Source organism: Ancylobacter sp. SL191 (genome assembly GCF_026625645.1).
Taxonomy (GTDB): Bacteria; Pseudomonadota; Alphaproteobacteria; order Rhizobiales; family Xanthobacteraceae; genus Ancylobacter.
Genome location: NZ_CP113056.1, coordinates 3,569,139 through 3,593,408 on the forward strand (window position 1 = coordinate 3,569,139; position 24,270 = coordinate 3,593,408).

The following is a 24,270-nucleotide window of genomic DNA, read 5'->3' on the forward strand; positions in this document are numbered from 1 at the left end:
AACCGTCAGACCGTCAAATGGTGAAAGCGGCGGCCGAAATAGACCAGACCGCCGACCGCGCCAGCCTGATGCAGACCCAGCACTTCGCAGAACGCGACATCATGCGTGCCCACCGTGGCAAGCTCCGTCACCCGGCAGTCGAAGGCCACGCTCGCCTCCATCAATACCGGCGCTCCGGTCACGAGTGTGCCCCACTCCGCGCCGGCGAAGCGCTCGCTCATTGTCTTGACGCCACCGGCGAAGGCCATGCCCAGCGCTTCGTGATGCGGACCCGCCAGCGTGTTGACACACAGGCTGCGGCTGTTGGCGATCGCCCGGTGCGACTGGTTGGAGCGGTTGATGCAGACCAGCAGCGTCGGCGGGCTGTCCGTCACCGAACACACCGCCGAGGCCGTGAAGCCGCAGGGACCATCCTCATCGAGGCTGGTGACAATGTTCACCGCCGCCGGCAACCGGCTCATGCCCTCGCGATAGAGCTCCCGGCTGACCGCCGCCGGGAGCGCCTCACCCGCAAGGCGGGCGAGCGTGTCGGCGGCGATGCTGCGTGGGTCGGTCGCGTTCATGATGTCCTCCGTCGGCGGGATCGCAACAGGATCAGAACTCCCGCAGCGTCTGGCGCAGCGTCGCGCCTTCCGTGTAGCTGGTGCGGGCAAGCCCCCGGCGCTGCAGGGCCGGCACCAGCCCCTCGCAGATCTCGGTGATGTATTGCCGGGAGATGTTGGCGGTGAAGGGCCGGGTGATCAGGAACCCGTCGCCGCCGACCTCCGCCATCACCTCGCCCATGCGTTCAGCGACCTGATCGGGCGTGCCGACGAGACCGTCGAGCCCGCGCGAGAGCTGGTCGGCGCAGAGCTGGCGCAGCGTCTTGCCCGAGCCCCATTGCTGGAAGGCATCGAGCGAACCCTGCTCGCCATTGGTAGTGAGGTGCGGCAGCGGCTGGTCGAGGTCGAAGGTGGAGAAGTCGATGTCGGTGATGGCGGCGATCAGCGCCAGCGCCTTCTCGCAGTAATCCGGCGCCTCGACGATCCGTGCGGCCTTGGCCTTCGCCTCGGCTTCGGTCTCCCCGAGAATGGGGGCGACCACGAACAGCACCTTGATCTCGTCCGGGTCGCGCCCACCGGCGGCGGCGCGGGCGCGCACGTCGTCGCGATAGGCCTTGAGGCCGGCAACCCCCATGGAGGGGGCGATGATGCTATCGGCCGTCATCGCCGCGAATTGCCGGCCGCGCGGCGAGCCACCGGCCTGCACGAAGGCGGGGCGGCCCTGCGGTGAGGGCACGCAGTTCAGCGGCCCGCGGCTCTTGAAATACTTGCCCTCGAAATGGATCGGCCGGACCTTCGAGGCATCGGCATAGGTGCGGGTGACGGGATCGCGCACCACGGCATCGGCGTCCCAGCTTCCCCAGAGCTGCTTGCACAGCTCGACATATTCGTCGGCCATGTCATAGCGCTCCTGCCGGGGAGGCAGCTTGTCCATGCCGAAATTCTCGGCCGCGAGATCCTCGCCGGTGGTCACGATGTTCCAGCCGAAGCGGCCCTTGCAGATGCTGTCCAGCGTCGCGCACAGCCGGGCGAGCATGAAGGGCGGATAGGCCATGGTGGAGAAGGTGGCGACCACGCCGAGATGGCGGGTATTGGCGCCGATCAGCGCCGCCATCGGTGAAGGATCGGCCTTCGGGCCCATGATGTTGTGCTTGAGATAGACCTCGTTCGTGCCGCCATAGGCCTCCGAGATCATCAGCGTGTCCTCGAGCATGATGTAGTCGAAGCAGGCGCGCTCCATCGCCTTCGCCATGTCGATATAGAACTGCCCGTCCCACGGGTCGCCGCCACCCCCGGTGAAGGGCTTGGTCCACTCATCGACCGCGAAATTGGTGAACCAGCCGAGATGGAGGGGCTTGGGACTCATGTGCTGCCTCGCCTGTGTAACGCGCGGGATACCGCCGGGTGATCGATCCGCCGGATGACGTGCAACGCTAGTGCCGCCCGCGCGGCCGCGACCATCGCGAAAAGCCCAAGCGATGTTTCGCAGCCGGCGTCGCATCTTTGGGCAGCAGGCGGGCTCGCGGGGCAATCGCTGTGCAATCGCTCTTTCCGATCACAGGATGAGCAGCATCGATTTTGCTTGATTATCAGCGACATGGGCGCCGGGCCGTCACGGCGCGCATCTTGCTATTTGCTGTCCACCCTGGGGACGTCGACGCGGAGAGGCCTAGCCATGTCGCATATCAGCCAGATCTACGACATCGACCTGAAGCTGCTGCGCTGCTTCTGCACCATTGTGGAGGAACAGAGCTTCACCGCGGCGCAGGCGGCGCTGAACCTGTCGCAATCGACGCTGAGCGAGAACCTGAAATCGCTGGAGATTCGCCTTGGCGCGCGGCTGTGCCGGCGCGGGCCCAAGGGCTTCAAGCTGTTTCGCGAGGGCGAAGTCGTCTACAAGGCCGCCAAGGAGCTGTTCGCCGCGATCGAGGCCTTCAAGCAGAAGGCGTCGAACATCAACCAGACCACGGCCTATGAGCTGTCCATCGGCATTCAGGACGGCATCGTCGAGAACCCGCATGCCCGCGTGCATGACGCCATCCGCCGCTTCTCGGAATATTACCCCAATGTCCGCTTCCGCGTTGAGGTGATGCTCGGCTTCCAGCTCGCCGGGCGGGTGGCGGACGGGATGGTGCATGTCGGCATCGGGCTGATGAACGAGCATTACCCGCAGCTCAGCTACGAGCACCTGTTCGACGAGCAGGGCTTCATGTGCTGCAGCGCCCAGCACCCGCTCTTCGCCATTCCCGACGAGGCGCTCACCCTCGCCGACATCGACGCCGCCGCCTATTGCAGCCGGGGCCATCTGGAGCGCTACCACCCCGAGCGCACGCGGCGCAGCGATGGCGCGGGTGATATCGGGCACGGCATCCAGTCGCAGCTCGCACTGATCCTGTCCGGGCGGAACATCGGCTATGTGCTCGACCACATGGCCGAGCCGCTGATCGCCGGCGGCATGCTGCGCGCGCTCCGGCCGGACCTCGTGCGCATCGTCAATCCGGTGACCGCGCTGATGGGCCCCGCCGCCAGCGACTTCAAGCTGGCGCGGCACTTCGTCGACTGCCTGGTGGATGTCCATATGGAACTCGGCAGCGCCCGCCTGCTGCCGCGCCCGGCCGTGCTCGATGGAACGCGGCCGGCGAATGACCGGGGCTACACCCCGCCGCCGGGCGCGCGGGCCTCCTCCAGCGCGGCCTGAGGCTCGTCCTCCTCATAGAGCTCCAGCGGCAGGCCGTCAGGATCGGCGAAGAAGGTGAAGCGGCGCCCGGTATAGGGATCGACCCGCACCGGCTCGCACGCCACATCGAGCCCCACCAGCCGGGCGATCTCGGCGTCGAGATCATCGACCGTGAAGGCCAGATGCCGCAACCCCTGTGCCTCCGGCCGGCTCGGGCGCGGCGGGGCGTCGGGGAAGGAGAACAGCTCGATCCGCGCATTGCCCGCATCGAGATCGCATTTCCAGGAGCGCCGCTCGGCCCGGTAGACCTCGTGCAGCACCGGGAAACCCAGAACCTCCGCATAGAAGCGGCGCGAGCGCGCATAGTCGGCACCGATGATCGCGATGTGGTGAATGCCCTTCATCCGCCCTGCCCAATCCCCCACGCCCCCCGCGCCCCTCTGACGCAGCCGGCGCCGGCACCTTGCACAAGCCCGCCTCTCCCGGCAGATAAGCCTTTCGTAGCAGAGAGGGCGCGGAAAATGGCGGAGAAGCTGACGATCCATGGAATGCTCGCCACGGCGAGCCATCTGCCGCGCCTGCCCTTCGACACGCGTGAGCTCGCGACCATCCGTACCGCAACGCCCATCGTCGGGCCCAAGCTGTCGCCGAAGTTCGAGCCCGAGGCCGGCTATGTCTATCTGGCCTCCCGCCAGCTCCATATGGAGTTCGTGGTGGTGAAGTCGGTGCGCAAGAAAACCATCTTCGGCTCGCTCAAGCCGCGCTTCACCATCTTCCTCGGCTTTGAGGATGGCGAGGTGTGGGAGCAGGGGCCGGAAGTCACCACGCCCCGCGCCGTCGCCTATGTGTTCCAGCGCCTGCAGGCCGCCGACCAGTGGCTGGACAAGGAATATGGCCGCAAGCGGTGAGGCTCAGCCGGCCTGAAGCCGCAGCCCGATGATGCCGGCGACGATGGCGGCGACGCAAAGCAGCTTCATCGGCGTCAGCGCCTCGCCGAACAGCAGCGCGCCCAGGAACACCGTCCCCACCGAGCCGACCGCCGTCCAGGCGGGATAGGCCACGCTCACCGGCAGCGTCTTCATCGCGGCGGTAAGGAATAGCAGGCTGGCAATACCGGCCGCGACGGTGAACACGCTCCAGCCGACGCGGGAAAACCCGTCGGCATATTTCATCGTCACCGCGAACAGCATCTCGAACAACGACGCGACGACGAGATAAACCCAGGCCATTCTCAATCTCTCATGCTGCCGCCCGACAGGGAGCGGATCCGTGCATCGGTGGTAGACGCAGCCACCTGCGTAGCTCCTGGTGTCCGGGTGAAGTTACCCGACAACCGCCGTTTTCAGCGGCCCATCGAGCCGGTGCCCGACGGGCCGCGCCAACGCTTCCCCGCGCTGGCACGGAAAACATCGCGCGTCCGGCAAAGGCGATGCTGCCGGTGGGGTCCGCGAAGATTTCGGAAACAGCGAGGAATTGGCCCCGATGAACCTCAGCCGGCGGAAAGGCGCGGCTGCGGTGGCTTGCCGCCAACCAGCAGCAGGTCGCTCTCGTCCTTGAGGTTCACGCCGGTGAGCTGGCGTGCCATGGCTTGGTCGATGAGCCAGGCGAGCTTGAAGGCGGCGTGGTCATAGGCCAGCCCCTCGCCGCGCACATTCGAGATGCAGTTGCGCTCGGCATCGGAGCGGCCGACACGCGGCGCGAAGGTGAGATAGAGGCCGAGACTGTCCGGCGAGGAAAGCCCCGGCCGTTCGCCGATCAGCACCACCACGGCGCGGGCCTTCATCAGCTCGCCCACCTCGTCGCCCAGCGCCACACGGGCCTGCGAGGCGACGGCAATGGGGGCAAGACGCCAGCCGGCTTCCGCCACCCGCGCCTTGAACGCGGTGAGGAAGGGCACGGCCTGCGCGTGGATGGCGGTGGAGGACAGACCATCCGCCACGACGACCGCCAGATCCACCGGGTCACCCGCCCGCTCACGCAACGCCGCGCGGCTGGCGTCGGAGAGCCGCCGGCCGAGATCGGGGCGGCGCAGATACGCATCGCGTGCCGGGGCGGCGGAGGCAATCTCGATCGTCTCGAAGCCGAGGGCACCAATGGCCTCGGCCGTCGCGGCGGAATCGAAGGGGGTATGCACGGCATCGCGGGCCTGCGCATGGGCAAGGGCGAAGCGCAGCACCTCGCGCGTCGGCAGCCCCGTGCCGGCCCGCCCGAGCGCGATACGCGCGGGCGTGGTGCCGGCGAGCTTGCGCCAGACATCCTCGACCACATAGCCCGCCGAGGCCTCCGGGATGGTCGTCTCCGGGCTCACGGCTTCCGGGGCGATGATGTCGGGTTCGGCAGAATCCTGCGGGAGCGGGGTCGTCATGCCGCCAGCTCCGGCGCGACGGCGAGCAGCGGATGGTTGCCGCGCTGCGGCTTCAGCCGGCCATCCGGCCCGGTGACACCCATGCGCTGGAGCCACGCCTCGAACTCCGGCGCGCGCTTGAGGCCCAGAACCTCGCGCAGATAAAGCTGATCGTGGAACGAGGTGGACTGGTAGTTCAGCATGACGTCGTCGGAACCGGGAATGCCCATAATGTAGGTCACGCCCGCCGCGCCCAGCAGCGTCATCAGCGTGTCCATGTCGTCCTGGTCCGCCTCGGCATGGTTGGTGTAGCAAACGTCGCAGCCGAGCGGCACACCCATCAGCTTGCCGCAGAAATGGTCCTCCAGCCCGGCGCGGATGATCTGCTTGCCGTCATAGAGATATTCCGGGCCGATGAAGCCGACGACGGTGTTGACCAGAAGCGGGCGGAACGGCCGGCACACCGCATAGGCGCGGGCTTCCAGCGTCTGCTGGTCGACGCCGTGATGGGCGTTGGCGGAGAGCGCGGAGCCCTGCCCGGTCTCGAAATACATCACATTGTCGCCGAGCGTGCCGCGCTTCAGCGACAGCGCCGCCTCATGGCCTTCCTTGAGCGTGGCAAGGCTGATGCCGAAGGAGGCATTAGCCGCTTCCGTGCCGGCGACGGACTGGAAGACCAGATCCACCGGCACGCCGCGATTGATGACGTCGGTCGAGGTCGTCACATGGGTGAGCACACAGGACTGGGTGGGAATCTCGAAACGCTGGATGATCTCGTCCGTCAGCTTCAGCAGATCGCTGAGCACGGGCAGGCTGTCCGAGGCCGGGTTGATGCCGATGGTGGCGTCGCCGCAGCCATAGAGCAGCCCGTCGAGGATCGAGGCGGTGATGCCGGCGGGATCGTCGGTCGGGTGGTTGGGCTGGAGCCGCACCGCCATGGTGCCGGGCAGGCCGATGGTATTTCGGAACCGCGTCACCACCCGGCATTTCTTGGCGACGATGATGAGATCCTGATTGCGCATCAGCTTGGAAACCGCCGCCGCCATTTCCGGCGTGATGCCCGGTGCGAGCGCAGCCAGCACCTCGGAGGTCGCCACCGGCGACAGCAGGAAATCGCGGAAGTCGCCGACCGTCATGTGCGCGATCGGGCGGAAGGCGACGGCGTCATGCGTGTCGATGATGAGACGGGTGACCTCGTCAATCTCATAGGGCACCAGCGCATGGGTCAGGAAGGTCGCGAGCGGCACCTCCGCGAGGCACATGCGCGCCGCGACATTCTCCTCCGCCGAGCCCGCGGCGACGCCGGCGAGCATGTCACCGGAGCGGATCGGGGTCGCCTTCGCCATCAGCTCCCGGAGATCGGCGAAGACATAGGTCTGCGATCCGACGATGTGACGATAGGCCATGGCTGCTCCTTCACCGGCGCGCGAGCCCTGCCCAAATGCGCGCCATGGCAAAAACTTACCCCGACGGCGCGGCGACGGGAAGCGCGACTTGTGTTGGTCGACGACATGCCACGCTGGACGGGCGCGCGCCCACGGGCTAGGAGGCGGGAAAGCGAACGGGGAGACGCGCCATGGCCACCTTCATCCTCATCCACGGCTCCTGGCACTGGGGCGGCTGCTTCCAGAAGGTCGCCAACATCCTCGGCGCCGCCGGCCATGCGGTGATCGCGCCCGACCTCGCGAGCCACGGCTTCGACCCGACGCCGACCGCCGCCGTCACCGACATCACCATCTACGCCGCGCCGGTGCGCGCCGCGCTCGAGGAGATCGAGGGCAAGGCGATCCTGGTCGGCCATTCGGTGGGTGGGGCGACCTGCACCTGGCTCGGCGAGGAAATGCCCGAGCGCATCGCGGCGCTGGTCTACCTCACCGGTTTCATGGCACCGGCCGGCAAGACCGCCCGCGACTTCGTGATGATGCCGGCCTATCTCAAGGATCCCGCCATCGTCGAGACGCAGGGCATGCTGCGCATCGGCAAGGAGGGGCTCGGCCTCGACCTGACGAAGACCGACCTGATCGCCCGCTCGCTCTATTCGGACTGCTCGGCGCATGACATCGCCCGCGCCCTCCCGAACCTCGTGCGGGTCACGCCACACGCGCCTTTCGTGTACACATCGTCCACCACACTGCACCGCTTCGGCCGCCTTCCGCGGCACTATATCGAGTGCCTTCAGGACCGCGGTTTGCCCCTCGCCGTGCAGCGCGAGATGCAGGCGGCGGTGCCCGGCGCGCATGTCCACCAGCTCGATACCGGGCATTCCCCGTTCCTCTCCGCGCCCGAGGCGGTGGCGGATATCCTATTGAACATCTGCTGAGCCCGCAGCGCCACACGTCGCGGCATCCGGCATGGTCAAGGCGCGTGCCCCCTTTCCCGCTGGCACCGACACCCGCTAGCCTGACCGGACTTCCAGAAGCCCTAGGGCTCACCAAGAGGCACGAATGTCCGATCAGGAAAAGCTCGCCGCGCTGCGGGCGAAATATGCAGGCGTCGGTGGCGGCGTGGTCTATGACGAGACCTTCAAGCGCGTCGCCGACATGCAATTCAAGGATGGCGAAAAGCGCGTCTGGCCGTGGGCGGGCGCCGCCACCCTGCTCGATGCCCCCTATCGCCCCGACGCGCAGGAACTCGCAGATTTCGGCGGGCTGGACATGGCACTCATTGGCGTTCCGATGGACCTCGGCGTGACCAACCGCGCCGGCGCGCGCCTTGGCCCACGTGCAGTGCGTGCCATTGAGCGCATCGGGCCCTATGAGCACGTTCTGAACATGGTACCGGCCGCCGAGGCCAAGACGGCGGATATTGGCGACGTCCCGTTCCGCTCGCGCTTTAGTCTTGATTCCTGCCATGAGGACATCGAAGCTTTCTACAAGAAAATTGTCGCGGCGGGCGTCATCCCGCTTTCGGTGGGCGGCGACCACTCGATCACCGGCTCGATCCTCAAGGCGGTGGGAGAGACGCGCCCCGTCGGCATGCTGCATATCGATGCCCATTGCGACACCTCGGGCACCTACGAGGGCGCCAAGTTCCATCATGGCGGCCCCTTCCGCAACGCGGTGCTGGATGGGGTGCTCGATCCGAGCCGCACCATCCAGATCGGCATTCGCGGCGGCGCGGAGTTCCTCTGGGAGTTCTCCTATGAGAGCGGCATGACCGTGATCCATGCCGAGGAGGTCACCGGCATGGGCGTTCCGGCGATCATCGAGAAGGCCAAGCAGGTGCTCGGCACCGGCCCGGTCTATGTGTCCTTCGACGTGGATAGCCTCGACCCCGCCTTCGCGCCCGGCACCGGCACGCCGGAGATCGGCGGGCTCACCTCGCGCGAGGTGCTGGAAATCCTGCGCGGCCTCAACGGGCTCGACGTGATCGGCGGCGATGTCGTCGAAGTCGCGCCGCAGTATGATAACACCTCCAACACCGCCCACGCCGCGGCGCAGGTGCTGTTTGAGATCTTCTGCATGTCGGTGACGGCGCTCAAGGCGCGGCGGGGGCCCTGATGCGTCTCGCCATGCTGCAGACAGCCGGCGACCGGGAGAACCGTGTCGCCGCGAATCTCGACCGGCTCGCCGATGCCGCCGCGCGCGCGGCGGCCGGCGGCGCGGATTTGCTGCTCGCGCCCGAGATGTTCCTCACCGGCTACAATATCGGGCGCGCCGCCGCGGAAGGGGTGGCGGAGCCCGCTGACGGCCCCAGCGCCATGCGTGCGGCGGAGATCGCCCGCACCCATAATATCGCGCTGTGCTACGGCTACCCCGAGCGCGGCGCTGATGGGGCGATCTACAATGCCGCCCTGCTGATCGACCGCGACGGTCGTCAGCTACTCAACTTCCGCAAGACGCACCTGTTCGGCGACCTCGACCGGGCGATGTTCGCGGCCGGTCCCGGCACAGCCGAGGTCGTGGAAGTCGCCGGCCTGAAGGCGGGAATGCTCATCTGCTACGACGTCGAGTTCCCGGAAGCTGTGCGGGCTCTGGCGCTCAACGGCGCCGATCTCGTTCTGGTGCCGACGGCGAACATGAAGCCCTATGATCCCGTCTCGCTCTATGTCGTGCCCGCGCGGGCCTTCGAGAGCGAGCTCTTCGTCGCCTATGCCAATCGCTGCGGCGCGGAAGGGGAGCTGGAGTATATGGGCCTGAGCTGCGTCGGTGACCCGTCGGGCGGCAATCTGGTGCTGGCGGGCGACGGCGAGGAGCTTATCTTCGCCGATCTGACACCGGAAGCGCTGGCTCGCGGGCGGGAGTTGAACACCCATATGCGCGACCGTCGGCCGGGCCTCTACGCTTCCCAGCTCGCGGACCGCTAAGCGAACGATCCGTCAAACGAAAAGGGCGCGCCGGGGAGACCGGCGCGCCGTTGTTCTTGTTGCGTCTCGCGTCAGTGAGCGGGCGACTGACGACCGGCGATGGGGGCCAGGCCGTCCGCCTCGACCACCGTACGGGCGATGAAGCGCGCACGCAGCGGCTTCAGCACGAACATGGCGAGGAAGGCGGCCGTGGCGTTGAGGCCGACGGCGATGGCGAACACGGCGTACCAGCCATAGCTCGCCGCGATGATGCTGGCGAAGGGCACCAGCAGCGCCGCCGTACCCTTGGCGGTATAGAGCATGCCAGCGTTTGTCGCCGCGAACTTCGAGCCGAAGGTATCGCCGCAGGTTGCCGGAAACAGCGAGTAGATCTCGCCGAACACGCCGAAGAAGCAGGCCGTCGCCAGCACGAACACCAGCGGGTTCGAGCCGTGATAGACGAGCAGCAGCAGCATCGCGGCGGCGGTGCCGAAAGCGATGAACATGGTGTTCTCGCGCCCGATCCGGTCCGAGACATAGCCGAAGATCGGCCGGCCGAAGCCGTCGAAGATGCGGTCGAGCGAGATGGCGAGCGTCAGCGCCGCCGCCTGCAGGCCGAGCAGGTTCACCGGAATGTCGGCGACGCCGAGATCATGGGCGATCGGGCCGATCTGGGCCGCCGCCATCAGGCCGCCCGAGGCGACCATGACGAACATGAGGTACAGCACCCAGAACACCGGCTTGGTGATCGTCTGCGAGGGCTGGTAGTCGATCTTGCTCTGCGGCAGCGACAGCGCCTTCTTGGGCGCGGCGATCTTATGGACCGGCGGCCGCAGGAACTGGGCGAGCAGGAACACGACAAGGCCCTGGCCGATGCCGAACCAGAAGAACGCGGTCTGGTAGCCATGCGCGGCGATCGTGTTGGCGATCGGCACCACGGTCAGCGCGGCACCGGCGCCGAAGCCGGCGGCGGTCGCGCCGGCGGCGAGGCCGCGACGGTAGGGGAACCACTTGAGCGCGTTACCCACGCAGGTGCCGTACACCGCGCCCGCGCCGATACCGGCGAACACCGCACCGGCATAAAGCAGGGTGAGCGAATCGGCGTAGGAGTTGATGACCCAGGCGAGGCCGATCATCACGCCGCCAAAGGTCACGACCACCCGGGGGCCGTAGCGGTCGACGAACCACGCCTCGATCGGCACGAGCCAGGTCTCGGTCAGCACGAAGATGGTGAAGGCGGTCTGGATCGCCGCACGGCTCCAGCCATGGGCCTGATTGATCGGGTCGACGAAGAGCGTCCACCCGTACTGAAGATTGGCGATCATCGCCATGCAGAGGATGCCGCAGGCGAGCTGGAACCAGGGTTCCCAGCTCCGCGCAGCGCCGACCGGATTCGTCGTGTTCGCTTCCATAGAGGTTTCCTCGACCTGTTGCTGCCGCACGGCTCTTCGTGGCCGCTTCGGGCGCGGATGCTCCCCGCATCCCCAATATGTCCGCCCGCGATGCCCGCCGCTCTTCGCCTCGGGACTTTCCCAACGTCAAATGCTGACGAATGGTCAAGTATTAAGAAATTCAATCATGCGATTTCAGACAATTTCAACAATTAGCACTTTCCTGAACGGATTCAATATCTTTCATACCAATGGCTATTTACTTAGCGTAATGGCGTTATATATCATATATACGTATCCTTCATTTTGACAATTCATATCCACAATCGAATGATGTCGTGCTTTTGGCAGCATGAACAATGGCCTGAAGACCGCCTTTTGGCAGATGACGTCTTGTGATGACGCTGATGATGCGCGCCGCGCCTCTGCGTCATGTGCGCAGACTGCCCTAGCGCAGCGAGGGCCAATCACCGCCGCCCGCTCCCGATCTCTGCGTTATCCGCTGGGGAAGGCGCGCTTGGCCGAGGCGCCCCATTCCCGCGATCATCGCGGGATCGACAGGGAACCCCAAGGCGGTCGACCGCGTTCCAGTACCGCGACCGGTGCTGTAGTCCGGTCGTCAACGCGATAAGGGGATTTCTATGAGCCGCACTGTGCTCGGGGCCGTGGTCGTCGTACTGGCCGTCGTCGCCGCCGTCTTTGCCTACCAGGCCTATGAACGCGAACAGAACTCGCTGCAGATCGAGGTGGGCCCGAATGGCGTGAAAGTCGATCCGCCGGGCTGAGGCTAGGAGTTCCCGACGCGACGAAAGTCGCATGGGCGCGGGCTGTTTCGCCGGGGCGGCTGGTCTAAAAGGGCGACCTGATCCTTATCCGGTCGCGTCTCATTGCCCGGCCGCCCGCTCCCGGAGCCTTGCTACCCATGTCTTCCCCGTCAGCCGCCGTTTCAGGCGGCGCCGTTGCCAATCCGCGCTCGCGCGTCATCCTCGCCAGCCTGATCGGCACCACCATCGAATTCTACGACTTCTATGTCTATGCGACGGCAGCGGTGTTGGTATTTCCACACCTCTTCTTTCCCGCCGGCAATGACACAACCGCCCTCCTCGCTTCCTTCGCCGTGTTCGGCGCCGCGATGGTCGCCCGCCCGCTCGGTGCCATCTTCTTCGGCCATCTCGGCGACAAGCGCGGCCGCAAGGTGACGCTGGTCGGCGCGCTGCTCACCATGGGCATCGCCACCTTCCTCATCGGCGCCCTGCCGACCTATCATCAGGTCGGCTGGCTCGCCCCGGCGCTGCTGATGCTGATGCGCCTCGCCCAGGGCTTCGCGCTTGGCGGCGAATGGAGCGGGGCGGCGCTGGTCGCCACGGAGAATGCGCCGGCCGGCAAGCGCGCGGTCTATGGCACCTTCCCGCAGCTCGGCGCGCCGCTCGGCTTCATTCTGGCCAACGGCCTGTTCCTCATCATCGCCGCGGTTCTGCCCTCCGAGGATCCCTCGCGCCCGTCGCAGGCCTTCCTCGAATGGGGCTGGCGCATTCCTTTCCTGTTCTCGATCGTGATGGTGATCGTCGGGTTGTGGGTTCGCCTGAATCTTGTTGAGAGTGCTGCTTTCGAGAAGACGGTGAAGGCCGGCAAGGTGCATAGCCTGCCGCTGGTGTCGGTGTTCCGCACCCATACGCGCGAACTGGTGCTTGGCACCTTCTACATGCTCGCGACCTATGTGCTGTTCTACCTGATGACGACCTTCTCGCTGAGCTACGGCCGGGCCGGCGTCAACGCCGCACTGCCCGGGCTTGGGTATGATTACACCACCTTCGTGCTGATGATGATCATCGGCGTGGTGTTCTTCGGCATCTTCACCATGGTCTCCGGCCCGTGGGCGGATCGCTGGGGCCGTCGGCGCACGCTGATCCTCGTCACCCTGGCGATCATCGCCTTCGGCCTGCTCTGGGTGCCGCTGCTGGCCGCCGGAACCTTCGGCGTCATGGCGTGGCTGATCCTTGGTTTCAGCCTGATGGGACTGACCTTCGGCCCCATGGGGGCGCTGCTGCCGGAGCTCTTCCCCGCCAATGTGCGCTACACCGGCTCGGGCATTTCCTACAACGTCTCGTCCATCCTCGGCGCGGCGGTGGCGCCGTTCATCGCCGTGGCGCTGTGGAACTGGGGTGGCGGCAGTCCGTTCTGGGTAGGGATATACCTCTCCGCCATGGCCGGACTGACGCTCATCGCGCTGCTGATGGGCGCGGAGACACGTGACGTCGATATCGAGGCCTGAGCGTCGCCCGGTGTCAGATCCGGGCAAGCCTCAGGCGCGCAATGACAAAGGCGGCGAGGGTGGCGATCACGCAGGCGAGCGCCGCCTTGTCCAGCGCGCCCATGAAGGCGGTGTGCGCCGCCGCCAGCAGCGGCGCGGCCTCCGCCGCCGGCAAAGCGCGCGCGGCGATAACGGCGCCGTCCAGCGTCGCGCGCGCCGGGGCCAGCACGGTCTCGGGCAGGCCGGGCAGGCTGGCCGCTTCCATGCTCAACCGGTAGCTCGCCGCCGCCAGACTGCCGAGAACGGCAATGCCGAGCGCGCCGCCAAACTCGAAACTGGTCTCTGACATAGCCGAGGCCGCCCCTGCCCGCTCGGCCGGTGCGAGGCGCATGACGAGATCGGTGGTGAGCGTGCCGACCGGCGCAAGTCCAAGACAGATCAGCACAATTGCCGTCATCAGCACCGCGAGCGACGAATCTGGGCGCAGCTGTGTCAGCACGCCGAAGCCGAGGGCGGCGATCAGGGCGCCGATCGAGAGCACGTCAACCGGACGCCAGCGGCGCACCAGCCAGGGCGTCGCCATGGAGCCGACAGCGAAGCACACGCCCGAAGGCGCCGTCCACAACCCCGCCTCCAGCGGGCTCATGTCGAGCACGAGCTGCAGATATTGCGAGATGAAGACGAAGATGCCCATCGCGCCGAGCATCGCCGTTACATTGATACCGAGCGCCGCGCCGAGGCCGGGGTGACGGAACAAAGCGAGGTCGATCATCGGGTCGGTGAGCCGCCCCTGCCGGCGGATGAACAGCGTGCCGACCGCGAGACCGAACGCAATCGCCGCCACCGCTACCAGCCCGACGCCGGACTCGGCCATGTGCTTCATGCCGTAAATGATTGATAGCGAAGCGACAATCGACTGCGCGGCGCTCAGCACGTCGAGCCGCCCGGCCTTCTCGTCGCGAAACTCCGGCAGCAGCAGCGGGCCGGCGATGAGCAGGCCGATCATCACCGGAACGGCCGCAAGAAACACCGCCCCCCACCAGAAATACGTCAATATGATACCGCCGACGAGCGGCCCCAGCGCGGCGCCGGAGGAGAAACAGGCGATCCAGACGCCGATCGCGAAGGTGCGCTCGCGCTGGTCGAGGAAGATGTTGCGCAGCAGGGACAGGGTGGACGGCGCCAGCGTCGCGCCGGCGATGCCGAGGATGGCGCGGGCGGCGATCAGCTCCTCGGCGGTGCGCGCGAAGGCGGCGAGGAACGAGGCGGCGGCGAAGGCCGCGGCGCCGATCAGCAGCAGACGGCGCCGGCCGATGCGGTCGCCCAGCGTGCCCATCAGCATCAGCGTGCCGGCGACCATGAAGCCGTAAATATCAATGATCCAAAGCAGTTGCGCTGCCGACGGGGCCAAGTCGAGGGCGAGGTGCGGCACCGCGAGATTGAGCACGGTGAGGTCCATCGCGTAGACGAGGCAGGGCAACGCGATCACCCCGAGGGCCACCCAATCACGCAGGGTAGCCCGTTGAGAAATCTCTGACGCCTGCATCACGCACCTCACCTATGGGCGGTGGGCATAGCCGATTGGCCTGCCTCCAGCCAGAGGGCGTTGACGTTCCGGCACGGCGCGCTCCGCTCACTGACACCAGGCGGCAACAGAATAGGTGTTTTGATACCGCAACGCCGTTAGGGCGCCGCAGCGCTCTCGATGCGCGCGCGCAGAACCTTTTGCGCCGCCTCGTCCAGCGGGAAGCGCCACATCAGCGCGATGGCGGCCAGCTTCGGGACCAGCGGCAGCCAGGCATAGAGCGCGGCGAGCGCTCCCGTGCCCTCCCCGCCGGGCGCGCCGGGGGTGAAACCGGCGACGTCCAGAAGCGGAAAAACCAAGCCAACACTAAGGGCTAGCGAGAGTTTCGTGGCCAGCGTCCACGCCGCGAAATACAGGCCGGAGCGTTGCTCGCCGGAGGCGGCGGTGTCGGCGTCGATGACGTCGGCCTGGATAGCCGGGGGGATCACGAGGTCGAAGGCGAGCAGGAGGCCGGTCGCCACGCAGATGGCGGCGAAGGCGGCGCTGTCGCCGGGGCCGAGAAATCCGGCTGCCGCGAAGATAGCGCAGGCGATCAGCATGGAACCGCACCAGGCACGGTGTTTTCCTACCTTTCCCGCCACCTTCAACGCCAACGGCACTCCCGCTATCGCACTGAGAAAATAGGCGAAAAGCAGCGGACCGCGCAGTTCCGGGGCGCCCAGCCGGTCGGCGACGAAATAGAGGAAAAGCGTCGCCGGAATGGCATTGGCGAGGCCATTCAGCACGAAGGCGGCGAGCAGGCGCAGGAACGGACGGTTCGCCACGAGGTGTTTCAGCCCCTCGCGCAGGTCCAGCCGGGTGAGCGAATGGTCCACCGGCTCGGGCACGAAGCGCAGTGCAATGAGTCCAAAAGTCGGTGCAGTGAGGAGGACAGTCAGGCCGATCAGTGCAAGTCCGTGCAGTCCGTCCGACCGGTCGAAACCAGTCAGGAAGGGCAGGCTGATGGCGATGAGCGTGCCGATCAGCGTCGCCCCTTCGCGCGCGGCGGTGATGGCCGCCCGCTCGCGGTAATCGCCCGACAGCTCCGCCCCCCAGGCGCCATAGGCGAGGGTCGCCGCCGTGTAGCCGAGCGAGACGCCCGTCGCCCAGACGGCGAGATAGGCGAGCCCTGCCCCGGCCGGCGGCGCGAACAGCATATAGGCGCTCACCGCCGCCACGGGCAGCGCCGCGAGGAACAGGGTGCGCCGACGCCCCAGGCGCGTCTTGATGCGGTCGGACAGCAGGCCCAGCGCCACGTCGCCAGCGGCGTCGATGAGGCGGACCGCCAGCAGCACGCCGCCGACCGCGCCGAGCGAGAGGCCGAGCGTCTCGGTGTAGAAGGTCGGGACCAGCAGATAGAGCGGCAAGGCGAGGGCCGCGAGCGGCAGCGCCGGCAGCGCATAGGCCAGCAACCGCCCGCGGCCGACCCCCGACCCGGATGCGCCGGCCATCAGGGCCGCCGGAACTCGACCCGCGTGCGGGCGACCGGCAGCCCGAACTTCGTCACCCACGCCGTGTTCAGCACCGTGCCGTCCGCGCGCAGGGTCATGGTGTCGTAGAAGCGCACGAGATTCTCGCCCGGCCCCTCGTCCAGGTCCATGAGATAGTTGAAGGTGGCGGTGTTGCCGCGAATGGTCACGCGGGTGTCGCCGCGCACATCCTCGCGGGTGCCGAGATAGGTGCCGTCCGGTTGCTTCTCGAACCGCCAGGTCTTGGTCTGGTGCTCGCCATCGGTGAAGGTGAACTTCTCGACCAGCGTCAGCATACGGCCGTTCCAGGTGCCGTCGAGCGCGACGGCGAACTGGCGCGACGTGCCGTTGATGGCGCTGAACGAGCCGGTCGCTTCGGTCTTGCCGGTGAAATAGCCCTCCAGCGTGAAGGCGGTCGCGGCCTGCGCGCCGGCAGAGCCGAGCGACAAGCCTGCGGCCAGACTGAGGGGAATCAGACGTTTCAATCCATGGCTCATGGCGGCCTCCGTGCTCCCGTGCGGACCGGGTGCCGTCTTTACGCACCGGCGCGCCGCCTGGATGACTGCGGCTCCGGCAGGCCAGGGGTGAAGACTGTCTCGCTTCAGGCGCGCGGCATGGCCGGCGCCTGAAGCGAGGGATGGAGGCGCTTTACTGCGCCGCGTGCTGCCGTGGGCTCGCGGCCGGCGCCACTGCGGGACGCCGCGTCGCCAGAATGCCGCCCAGAATGATCCAGCCCACAACCAGATAGGGCCAGAGATTGTCCGGGAAGGCCGGGGCTGGATAGAGGGCGTTATAGAGGGGCCAAGCCATCGCTGCCGCTCCGAGCACGCCCAGTGCCAGCCAAAGCGGGCTCCCAATGCGGAAGGCATGCACCGCCGCGGCCGCCGTCACGCCGATATAGGCGACGATAAGGGCGAGGACGGCGATGGTGCCGACATTGTCGTAATATTTCGCCGGCCCGATCAGCGGCGCCCAGCCGACAAGGCCCGCCAGCATCAGCAGTGCGACCACGCCGACCGCCACGGCGGGCGTGCCGTAACGCGGGTGTACCTTTGCCAGCGTCGCCGACAGCCCGCCCCGCCCCAGCACGAACAGCATGCGCGCCCCGGCCGACATCGTACCGAGCACACAGGAGATCGCGGAGACGGCAGCCGCCAGATCCAGCAGCGTGGCGATGTGGATGTTGCCGTATTTAAGAGCCAGCGTGTTCAGCGGCGCCTCGCTCGCCGCCAGCGCCTTCGCGTTGGCGAGGCCGAAGCCCATCACCTGGATATAGGAAGCGAAGACGAAGAACAGGCCTGCCAGCACCACCGACCCCAGCAGCGCCAGGGGGATGGCGCGTCCGGGCTGGCCGGTTTCCTCCGCCAGTGTCGTCGCCGCCTCGAAGCCGGCGAAGGAGAGTACGGCGAAGACCAGCGCATAGCCCACGCCCCACCAGCCAATGCTCGGATCCGGGCGGAAGGGAGCGAGGCTCAACCCTTCGGTAGCATGGACCGCGATGAGGATGCGCACGCCGAGATAGATGATGACGGCGACCGAGGAGAGTTCCAGGACCAGCATCAGGCGCGTCGCCACGCTCATGTCGCGATAGGCGAACAACGCCGCTACCGCCAGCGCCACGACGGCGATGACGATCCAGCCGACGCCAATATCGACGCCATGGTCCGCCAGCGCCGCCTTGATGAAATCGCCCGCCAGCGCCGCGCTGCCGGAACCGCCGCCGAGATAGAGCAGCAGCATGCACCAGCCGGCGATGAAGCCGGCGCGGGGGCCAAAGGTCTGGCCGATATAGGCGTAGCTGGAGCCGGCCGAAGTGACGCGGCGGGCAAAAAACACGAAGGAGAGGCCGACAATCGCCACCAGCAGCGTGCCGAGCGCGAAGCCGAGCGGCGCGGCGACGCCGGCCGCGCCGACCGCCAGCGTCACGTTCAGCGCCATGCCCATCGTCGGCGCGATGACCGACACCGAAAGACCAACCGCCTCGATCGGACCGAGGTCTCGTTTGAGCTGATCCGCCATGCCGCGCCCCCACTGATGTACCGCCCAGTTAGATCGACGGAACGGGGGGCGACAACCGCCGATTTTTGGTCGCATTTACAAAAAAATGCCGACGGGAATCCCCGCCGGCATCGGGCATGTCGCCAGCGGGCGCCGCAACGGCGCCCGGCGTGATTACTGCGCCTTCGCCTTGGCGAGGAAGGAGCCGTCAAAGGTCTTCGACAGGTCGATCGCCGCGCCGTCGAGCTTCGGGTCCGTGGTGGTGAGCAGGTTCAGCGCGCTCTTCATGCTGGCCTCGTCGATATTGCCATCGGTCGAGTAGGATTCGCGCGAGGCGTTGAACGCCTTGATGTACAGCGTCTTGTCACCCAGCCAGTACTCCTCCGGCACGGCGGCGGCGACCTGCTCGGGCGTCGCCTTCTCCAGCCATTTCAGCGTGCGGTAGAACACGTTGGTAAGGGCCTGCACCGTCTTGGGGTTCTCCTTGATGAAGTCCTCCTTGAGGTACAGCACCGCCGCCGGGTTCATGCCGCCGAACAGCTGCTCGGTCCCCTGCGTGGTGCGGGTGTCGATCATCACATTGATCAGATCGAGTTCCTGAAGCTTGGAGATGACCGGGTCGAGATGGGAGATCGCGTCGATCTCGCCCTTCTGCATCGCCGCCACCGCCGAGGCCCCGCCGCCGACGCCGATGAAGGCCGCGTCGTCCTGCTTCAGCCCGGCCTTGGCGAAGGCGTACTGCACGAGGATGTGGGTCGAGGAGCCCGGCGCAGTGACGCCGATATTCTTGCCCTTGAGATCGGCAACCGTCTTGATCTTGTCGGCCTCGGACTTGCGCACCGCCAGCACGATGCCGGGATAGCGTCCGAGGTCGATGACGGCGCGGATGTCCTGCTTCTTCTGCTGCATGCGGATCGTGTGCTCATAGGCACCCGTGACCGCATCCACCGAGCCGCCGACCAGCGCCTGCAGCGACTTGGCGCCACCGCCGAAATCGTTGATCTCGACGGTGAGGCCGGCGTCCTTGAAATAGCCGAGCCGCTCGGCCAGCGTCAGCGGGAGATAATAGAGCAGCGGCTTGCCACCGACGCCGATGGTGAGGTTCGGTTTCTCCACATCGGCCGCCTGGGCGGCACCGAGGGCCGGAAGCAGCAGCGAGGCTGCCAGCAGGATCGTACGTAATTTCATGGGGTTCCTCCCGTTTCTTGAATGATTAGATGCGGATCAGCCCTGTTCGCTGGCCGCCTGCGGCCGCCAGACCAGAAGGCGGTTCTCCACCCGCGTGACCACCCAGTCGATGACCAGCACGAAGGCGGCAAGGATGAACATGCCGGCGAACACGCCGGTGACGTCGAACACGCCTTCCGCCTGATGGATGAGATAGCCGAGCCCGGCCGACGAGCCGAGATATTCGCCGACCACGGCGCCGACCAGCGCGAAGCCGACGGCGGTGTGGAGCGAGGAGAACATCCACGACATGGCCGAGGGCCAGTACACATTGCGGAACAGCTGGCGCTCGTTCATCCCCATCATGCGGGCATTGGCGAGCACCACGGGGCTCACCTCCTTCACGCCCTGATAGACGTTGAAGAACACGATGAAGAACACCAGCGTGACGCCCAGCGCCACCTTCGACCAGATGCCGAGGCCGAGCCACAGCATGAAGATCGGCGCCAGCACCACGCGGGGCAGCGCGTTGACCATCTTCACATAGGGATCGAACACCGCCGCCAGCAACGGCTTGCGGGCAAACCAGAAGCCGATCAGCACGCCGCCGACCGAGCCGATGATGAAGGCCAGAACGGTTTCGGTCAGCGTGATCCAGAGGTGCTTCCAGATGGTGCCCGAGACGAACAGCTCGACCACGCGCTGCATCACGTCGAGCGGGGTGGAGAAGAAGAACTCCGGCAGCAGGTACTTGCCACCGATCGGCACGGTGGCGCCGACATGCCAGACACCGAGCACGGCGATGGCGACCAGAACCTGCAGCAGCAAGAGCTTCAGGGGATGCGTCTTCACGATGCGATCTCCTCGCCTTCGGTGATGTCGCCATAGGTCTTGGCGACCTCGGCCTTGAGCTGGTTCCAGATCTGCCGGTGCAGCTCATGGAAACGCGGATCGAGACGAATCTCGGAAGCGTCGCGCGGGCGGGCGAGGTCGATGGGGAAATCGCCGATGATGCGCGCCTCGGGCCCCGCCGACATGATGACCACGCGGTCCGACAGAGCTATGGCCTCTTCGAGGTCATGGGTGACGAACAGCACCGCCTTGCGGTCCTGCGCCCAGAGCCGCAGCAGGAGCGTGCCCATAATCTGCCGGGTCTGCGCGTCGAGCGGGCCGAAGGGCTCGTCCATCAGCAGGATCTTCGGATCGCGCACCAGCACCTGGGCGAGGGCCACGCGCTTGCGCTGGCCGCCGGAGAGCTGGTGCGGGTAGCGCTCGCCGAAGCGGCCGAGGCCAACCTTGGTCAGCCATTCCTGCGCCTGCTCCAGCGCCCGCGCCCGCGGCGTGCCGCCGATCTCCAGCGCGATCGCGACATTGTCCAGCGCCGTCTTCCACGGCATCAGCGCATCCTGCTGGAAGAGATAGCCGGCCTTGGCGTTGAGCCCCACCAGCGGCTCGCCGAAGATCGCGACCTTGCCGCCGGCCGGCTTCAACAGGCCCGCCGTGGCGTTGAGCAAGGTGGACTTGCCGCAGCCGGTGGGGCCGACAATGGCGACGAACTCACCCTCGCGCACATGCAGCGAGGTCGGCGCCACCGCTTTGAAGGTCGGCTTGCCCTTCATGGTGAAGCTGATGCTCACATCGTCCAGCGCTACCGCCAGCGGTGCGCCGTCAACAGGTGTCCGCAACGCGGAATCCATCATCTGTTCTCCTTGTCGCGAGGGGTCAGGACGCGGCCTGACGCAGAGAGGCGGGAACCGGGTGCAGATCCCCGCTCCGCCCGGCCTTGGCCACCTGGCCGGGAATGTCGTGGCCGATGAGCGCCGGCAGGCCGCGCGCCAGTGTGAGAAGGGCCGGCAGGTCGACGCCGGTCGCCACGCCCATTTCATCGAGCATATGGACGAGATCCTCGGTCGAGATGTTGCCGGTGGCGCCCGGCGCGAAGGGGCAGCCGCCAAGGCCGCCGAGCGAGGCGTCGAAACGGTCCGCCCCCTCCTCCAGCGCCGCCACCACATTGGCGAGGCCCATGCCGCGCGTGTTGTGGAAATGCAGCGTCAGCGGCACCGTGCCAAAACTCTGGCGCACCGCCCGCACCAGCCCCGCCACCTGCCGGGGATTGGCCATCCCGGTGGTGTCGGCGAGCGTGACGGAATCCAGCCCGATCTCGAGATAGCGCCCGACCAGCGCCAGCACCTTCTCCGGCGCCTGCGCGCCCTCGAAGGGGCAACCGAAGGCGGTGGCGATGGAGCCGTTGAGCTTGGCGCGCCCCTTCGCGGCCACCACGATGGCGCGGAAGCCGTCGAGCGACTGTTCCGGGCTCATGCGCATATTGGCGAGGTTGTGTGTCGCGCTCACCGAGAGGACGAGGTTCAGCTCGTCGAGCCCCGCCTCCAGCGCCTCCTGCGCCCCGCGCAGGTTCGGCACCAACGCGACATAGGTGACGCCCGGCCGCCGGGTGATGGCGCGCGCCACTTCCCGCGCATCGGCAAGGTTCGGCACCGCCTTCGGGGAAACGAAGGACGTCACCTCGATCTTCGCCACGCCAGTCTGCGACAGCGCGTCGATCAGCGCGATCTTGTCGGGCGTGGGCAGGAAGCGCGGCTCGATCTGCAGGCCGTCGCGCGTCACCACTTCCTGAATGTGGACGCGGGCGGGAAGGGTCTCGAAGCTCACGCGGCATCCCCCTGCCCGTCCGGCGCGGCGACGGCGCCCTTGCTGAGCAAGGCGGCAATCTCGTCCGGCGTGTAGCCGATTTCCGCCAGCACGTCGGCGGTGTGCTCGCCAAGGCGCGGGCCGAGCCAGCTCACCCCGCCGGGCGTCCCGGAGAGTTTTGGCACGATGCCGGGCATGCGCACCTCAGTGCCATCCGGCAGGATCGAGGGCAGGATCATTTCCCGCGCCTGATATTGCGGGTCGGCGACGATGTCCTCGACCGAATAGATCCGCCCGTTCGGCACATCCGCCGCGTCGAGCGCCGCCACCACATCGTCGATGGGCCGGGTGCGCGTCCAGTCGGCAATGGCGCCGTCGAGTTCCGAGGCATGGGCGGCGCGGCCGTCATTGGAGGCGAGGCGCGGGTCGTTGCCGAGGTCGTCGCGACCGATGGCGGTCATCAGCCGCTTGAAGATGGCGTCACCATTGCCGGCGATGACAACGAAGGCGCCGTCCCGCGTCGGGTAGGTGTTGGAGGGCGCGATGCCCGGCAGCGAGCCGCCCGAGCGCTCGCGCACATGGCCGAGCAGGTCATATTCCGGGACCAGGCTCTCCATCATGTTGAACACGCTCTCATAGAGCGAAACGTCCACCACCTGCCCCCCGCCATTGCCGTTCTTGATCGAGAGCAGCGCCATCAGCGCGCCCATCACCGCATGGAGGGCGGCGAGCGAGTCGCCGATGCTGATGCCGGTGCGGGCCGGCGGGCGGTCCGGGTCGCCGGTGGTGTAGCGCATGCCGCCCATCGCCTCGCCGACCGCGCCGAAGCCCGGCCGCTCGCGATAGGGCCCGTCCTGCCCGAAGCCGGAAATGCGCACCATGACGAGGTTCGGGTTCACCGCCTTCAGCTGCTCCCAGCCAAGGCCCCAGCGCTCCAGCGTACCCGGCCGGAAATTCTCGATCAGCACATCGGCCTCGCGGGCAAGGCGGCGCACCACCTCCTGCCCTTCCGGCAGACGCATATTGATGGCGACGGACTTCTTGTTGCGCGACTGGAGATACCACCAGAGCGAGGTGCCCTTGTGCAGCTTGCGCCATTTGCGCAGCGGATCGCCCTCGCCGGGCGACTCGACCTTGATCACCTCCGCGCCGAACTCCGCCATCAGCCGGGCGGCGAAGGGCGCGGCGATCAGATTTCCCAGTTCGACCACGCGGATTCCCGCGAGCGGGCCCTTCTGGGCGGTGGATAGGGGCGGCATGCTGGCCTGCATCCTGCGGCTTCTCCCGATAGTTTTTCCGCTTCTATCGGTCGAAAGCGCCGCGAGGTCCAATCATCTTTGGGCATAGATGATGGGATGGCCGTGAATGAGTGAGCGCGGCGCGGCAAGCGCAAGCTCACTTCAGATACATCACACTGAACAACGGATCCTGTCCCGGGCTGATCTCGAAGATGGTCACGAACTCATGCAGGCTGAAGAGCTGCAGCCTGCCACCCTGACCATTGGCCACCTTCAGGCGGGTGGTTGTTGGTGCGCCATCGCCCTCGATGCCGTAGACCACCACTGCGTGATTGATCTCATGCGCGCCAGATCCATCGACCAGAGTTATAAGCGGCCCATGGAGACGCAGAAGTGCGTCCCACCCCGACGCGGCTATGCACTGCTGATGTTGCTGGTTGAAGGGGCCGCTCTGCCTCCACAGGCTGAGGTCGGCATATGACAAGGCCGATCCAGTCACCTGTTTGAGAACGAAAGCGCCTCCGAGCCGTCCGGCGGCCTCGGCCATGGTGTAGGGTCGGCTGTCTTTCCAGCCGTAGAGGACCGCGGTCGCAGCCGCCCAGCAAAGATCAAGGTTGCCTTGGTCCACCGCAGCGATAGGCGGGCGGACGGTAAAGCTGAGACTGGGCACGGCAGTTCTCCTCTCGTTGGAGATG

The 24,270-nt window shown here is 66.8% G+C and carries 23 protein-coding genes and 1 pseudogene; 7 read left to right on the forward strand and 17 right to left on the reverse strand.

Annotated features, from left to right (window positions below):
- Window positions 1–5 precede the first annotated feature (5 nt).
- Window positions 6–563 carry a flavin reductase gene (locus tag OU996_RS16360; RefSeq protein ID WP_267582671.1) on the reverse strand — a complete coding sequence of 186 codons (558 nt, stop codon included), beginning with the start codon at window positions 561–563 and terminating at the stop codon, window positions 6–8.
- Between the two features lie 31 nt (window positions 564–594).
- Window positions 595–1,908: an NtaA/DmoA family FMN-dependent monooxygenase gene (locus OU996_RS16365; protein ID WP_267582672.1), complete on the reverse strand. Its 1,314-nt coding sequence runs from the start codon at window positions 1,906–1,908 to the stop codon at window positions 595–597.
- Between the two features lie 309 nt (window positions 1,909–2,217).
- On the opposite strand from OU996_RS16365, the gene OU996_RS16370 reads away from it, so the two are divergent.
- Window positions 2,218–3,240, forward strand: coding sequence for a LysR family transcriptional regulator (locus OU996_RS16370; RefSeq protein ID WP_267582673.1), 1,023 nt, complete (start codon window positions 2,218–2,220; stop codon window positions 3,238–3,240).
- Here the strand turns inward: OU996_RS16370 and OU996_RS16375 are convergent.
- The gene (locus tag OU996_RS16375; RefSeq protein ID WP_267582674.1) at window positions 3,195–3,623 is read right to left on the reverse strand and encodes a VOC family protein; all 429 of its coding nucleotides are present in this window, start codon (window positions 3,621–3,623) and stop codon (window positions 3,195–3,197) included. The two genes, OU996_RS16370 and OU996_RS16375, sit on opposite strands and share 46 nt — an antisense overlap.
- Window positions 3,624–3,740: 117 nt before the next feature.
- Between OU996_RS16375 and OU996_RS16380 the strand changes: the two genes are divergently transcribed.
- Entirely contained in the window at window positions 3,741–4,127 is a 387-nt protein-coding gene (locus OU996_RS16380) for a hypothetical protein (RefSeq protein ID WP_267582675.1), read from the forward strand.
- Window positions 4,128–4,130: 3 nt separating this feature from the next.
- Here OU996_RS16380 and OU996_RS16385 read toward each other — a convergent pair.
- The 3 genes and pseudogenes from OU996_RS16385 to OU996_RS16395 form a co-directional block, all read right to left on the reverse strand.
- Window positions 4,131–4,457 (reverse strand): annotated as a pseudogene (locus OU996_RS16385) (DMT family transporter); the annotation flags it as partial.
- A 251-nt stretch (window positions 4,458–4,708) separates the two neighbouring features.
- Window positions 4,709–5,584, reverse strand: a complete 876-nt coding sequence (gene eutC, locus OU996_RS16390) for an ethanolamine ammonia-lyase subunit EutC (protein WP_267582676.1) — start codon at window positions 5,582–5,584, stop codon at window positions 4,709–4,711.
- A complete protein-coding gene (locus tag OU996_RS16395) occupies window positions 5,581–6,969 on the reverse strand; it encodes an ethanolamine ammonia-lyase subunit EutB (RefSeq protein WP_267582677.1) in 1,389 nt (462 codons plus the stop codon). Before OU996_RS16395 ends, eutC begins: the two co-directional genes overlap by 4 nt.
- Window positions 6,970–7,139: 170 nt before the next feature.
- Here OU996_RS16395 and OU996_RS16400 point away from each other — a divergent pair, with 170 nt between their 5' ends.
- From OU996_RS16400 to OU996_RS16410, 3 genes are all read left to right on the forward strand, one after another.
- Window positions 7,140–7,883: an alpha/beta fold hydrolase gene (locus tag OU996_RS16400; protein ID WP_267582678.1), complete on the forward strand. Its 744-nt coding sequence runs from the start codon at window positions 7,140–7,142 to the stop codon at window positions 7,881–7,883.
- Between the two features lie 124 nt (window positions 7,884–8,007).
- The gene (gene speB / locus OU996_RS16405) at window positions 8,008–9,063 is read left to right on the forward strand and encodes an agmatinase (RefSeq protein ID WP_267582679.1); all 1,056 of its coding nucleotides are present in this window, start codon (window positions 8,008–8,010) and stop codon (window positions 9,061–9,063) included.
- Entirely contained in the window at window positions 9,063–9,869 is an 807-nt protein-coding gene (locus OU996_RS16410) for a carbon-nitrogen hydrolase family protein (protein WP_267582680.1), read from the forward strand. The genes speB and OU996_RS16410 overlap by 1 nt, the downstream gene beginning before the upstream one ends.
- A 71-nt stretch (window positions 9,870–9,940) precedes the next feature.
- On the opposite strand, the gene oxlT is transcribed toward OU996_RS16410, so the two are convergent.
- Complete coding sequence (gene oxlT, locus OU996_RS16415; protein ID WP_267582681.1) at window positions 9,941–11,260, reverse strand: oxalate/formate MFS antiporter; 1,320 nt, start codon at window positions 11,258–11,260, stop codon at window positions 9,941–9,943.
- A gap of 620 nt (window positions 11,261–11,880) precedes the next feature.
- Here oxlT and OU996_RS16420 point away from each other — a divergent pair.
- Together OU996_RS16420 and OU996_RS16425 are read left to right on the forward strand one after the other, a co-directional pair.
- A complete protein-coding gene (locus tag OU996_RS16420) occupies window positions 11,881–12,024 on the forward strand; it encodes a hypothetical protein (RefSeq protein ID WP_267582682.1) in 144 nt (47 codons plus the stop codon).
- 137 nt (window positions 12,025–12,161) lie between these two features.
- Entirely contained in the window at window positions 12,162–13,511 is a 1,350-nt protein-coding gene (locus OU996_RS16425) for an MFS transporter (RefSeq protein ID WP_267582683.1), read from the forward strand.
- A 13-nt stretch (window positions 13,512–13,524) separates the two neighbouring features.
- Here the strand turns inward: OU996_RS16425 and OU996_RS16430 are convergent, their stop codons facing one another.
- From OU996_RS16430 to OU996_RS16475, 10 genes are all read right to left on the reverse strand, one after another.
- The gene (locus OU996_RS16430; protein WP_420712771.1) at window positions 13,525–15,036 is read right to left on the reverse strand and encodes an MFS transporter; all 1,512 of its coding nucleotides are present in this window, start codon (window positions 15,034–15,036) and stop codon (window positions 13,525–13,527) included.
- A 137-nt stretch (window positions 15,037–15,173) separates the two neighbouring features.
- Window positions 15,174–16,505: an MFS transporter gene (locus OU996_RS16435; RefSeq protein WP_267582685.1), complete on the reverse strand. Its 1,332-nt coding sequence runs from the start codon at window positions 16,503–16,505 to the stop codon at window positions 15,174–15,176.
- Window positions 16,505–17,020, reverse strand: a complete 516-nt coding sequence (locus OU996_RS16440) for a DUF3833 family protein (protein WP_267582686.1) — start codon at window positions 17,018–17,020, stop codon at window positions 16,505–16,507. The genes OU996_RS16435 and OU996_RS16440 overlap by 1 nt, the downstream gene beginning before the upstream one ends.
- A 151-nt stretch (window positions 17,021–17,171) precedes the next feature.
- On the reverse strand, window positions 17,172–18,542 hold the full coding sequence (locus OU996_RS16445) for an APC family permease (RefSeq protein WP_267582687.1): 1,371 nt from the start codon (window positions 18,540–18,542) through the stop codon (window positions 17,172–17,174).
- Window positions 18,543–18,695: 153 nt separating this feature from the next.
- Window positions 18,696–19,709 carry an ABC transporter substrate-binding protein gene (locus OU996_RS16450; protein WP_267582688.1) on the reverse strand — a complete coding sequence of 338 codons (1,014 nt, stop codon included), beginning with the start codon at window positions 19,707–19,709 and terminating at the stop codon, window positions 18,696–18,698.
- A 36-nt stretch (window positions 19,710–19,745) separates the two neighbouring features.
- Window positions 19,746–20,540, reverse strand: a complete 795-nt coding sequence (locus OU996_RS16455; RefSeq protein WP_267582689.1) for an ABC transporter permease — start codon at window positions 20,538–20,540, stop codon at window positions 19,746–19,748.
- Window positions 20,537–21,388, reverse strand: a complete 852-nt coding sequence (locus OU996_RS16460; RefSeq protein ID WP_267582690.1) for an ABC transporter ATP-binding protein — start codon at window positions 21,386–21,388, stop codon at window positions 20,537–20,539. The genes OU996_RS16455 and OU996_RS16460 overlap by 4 nt, the downstream gene beginning before the upstream one ends.
- A gap of 22 nt (window positions 21,389–21,410) precedes the next feature.
- Window positions 21,411–22,358: a hydroxymethylglutaryl-CoA lyase gene (locus OU996_RS16465; protein WP_267582691.1), complete on the reverse strand. Its 948-nt coding sequence runs from the start codon at window positions 22,356–22,358 to the stop codon at window positions 21,411–21,413.
- Window positions 22,355–23,596, reverse strand: coding sequence for a CaiB/BaiF CoA transferase family protein (locus tag OU996_RS16470; protein ID WP_267582692.1), 1,242 nt, complete (start codon window positions 23,594–23,596; stop codon window positions 22,355–22,357). Before OU996_RS16470 ends, OU996_RS16465 begins: the two co-directional genes overlap by 4 nt.
- A gap of 136 nt (window positions 23,597–23,732) precedes the next feature.
- A complete protein-coding gene (locus OU996_RS16475) occupies window positions 23,733–24,245 on the reverse strand; it encodes a papain-like cysteine protease family protein (RefSeq protein WP_267582693.1) in 513 nt (170 codons plus the stop codon).
- Between the last annotated feature and the right edge of the window lie 25 nt (window positions 24,246–24,270).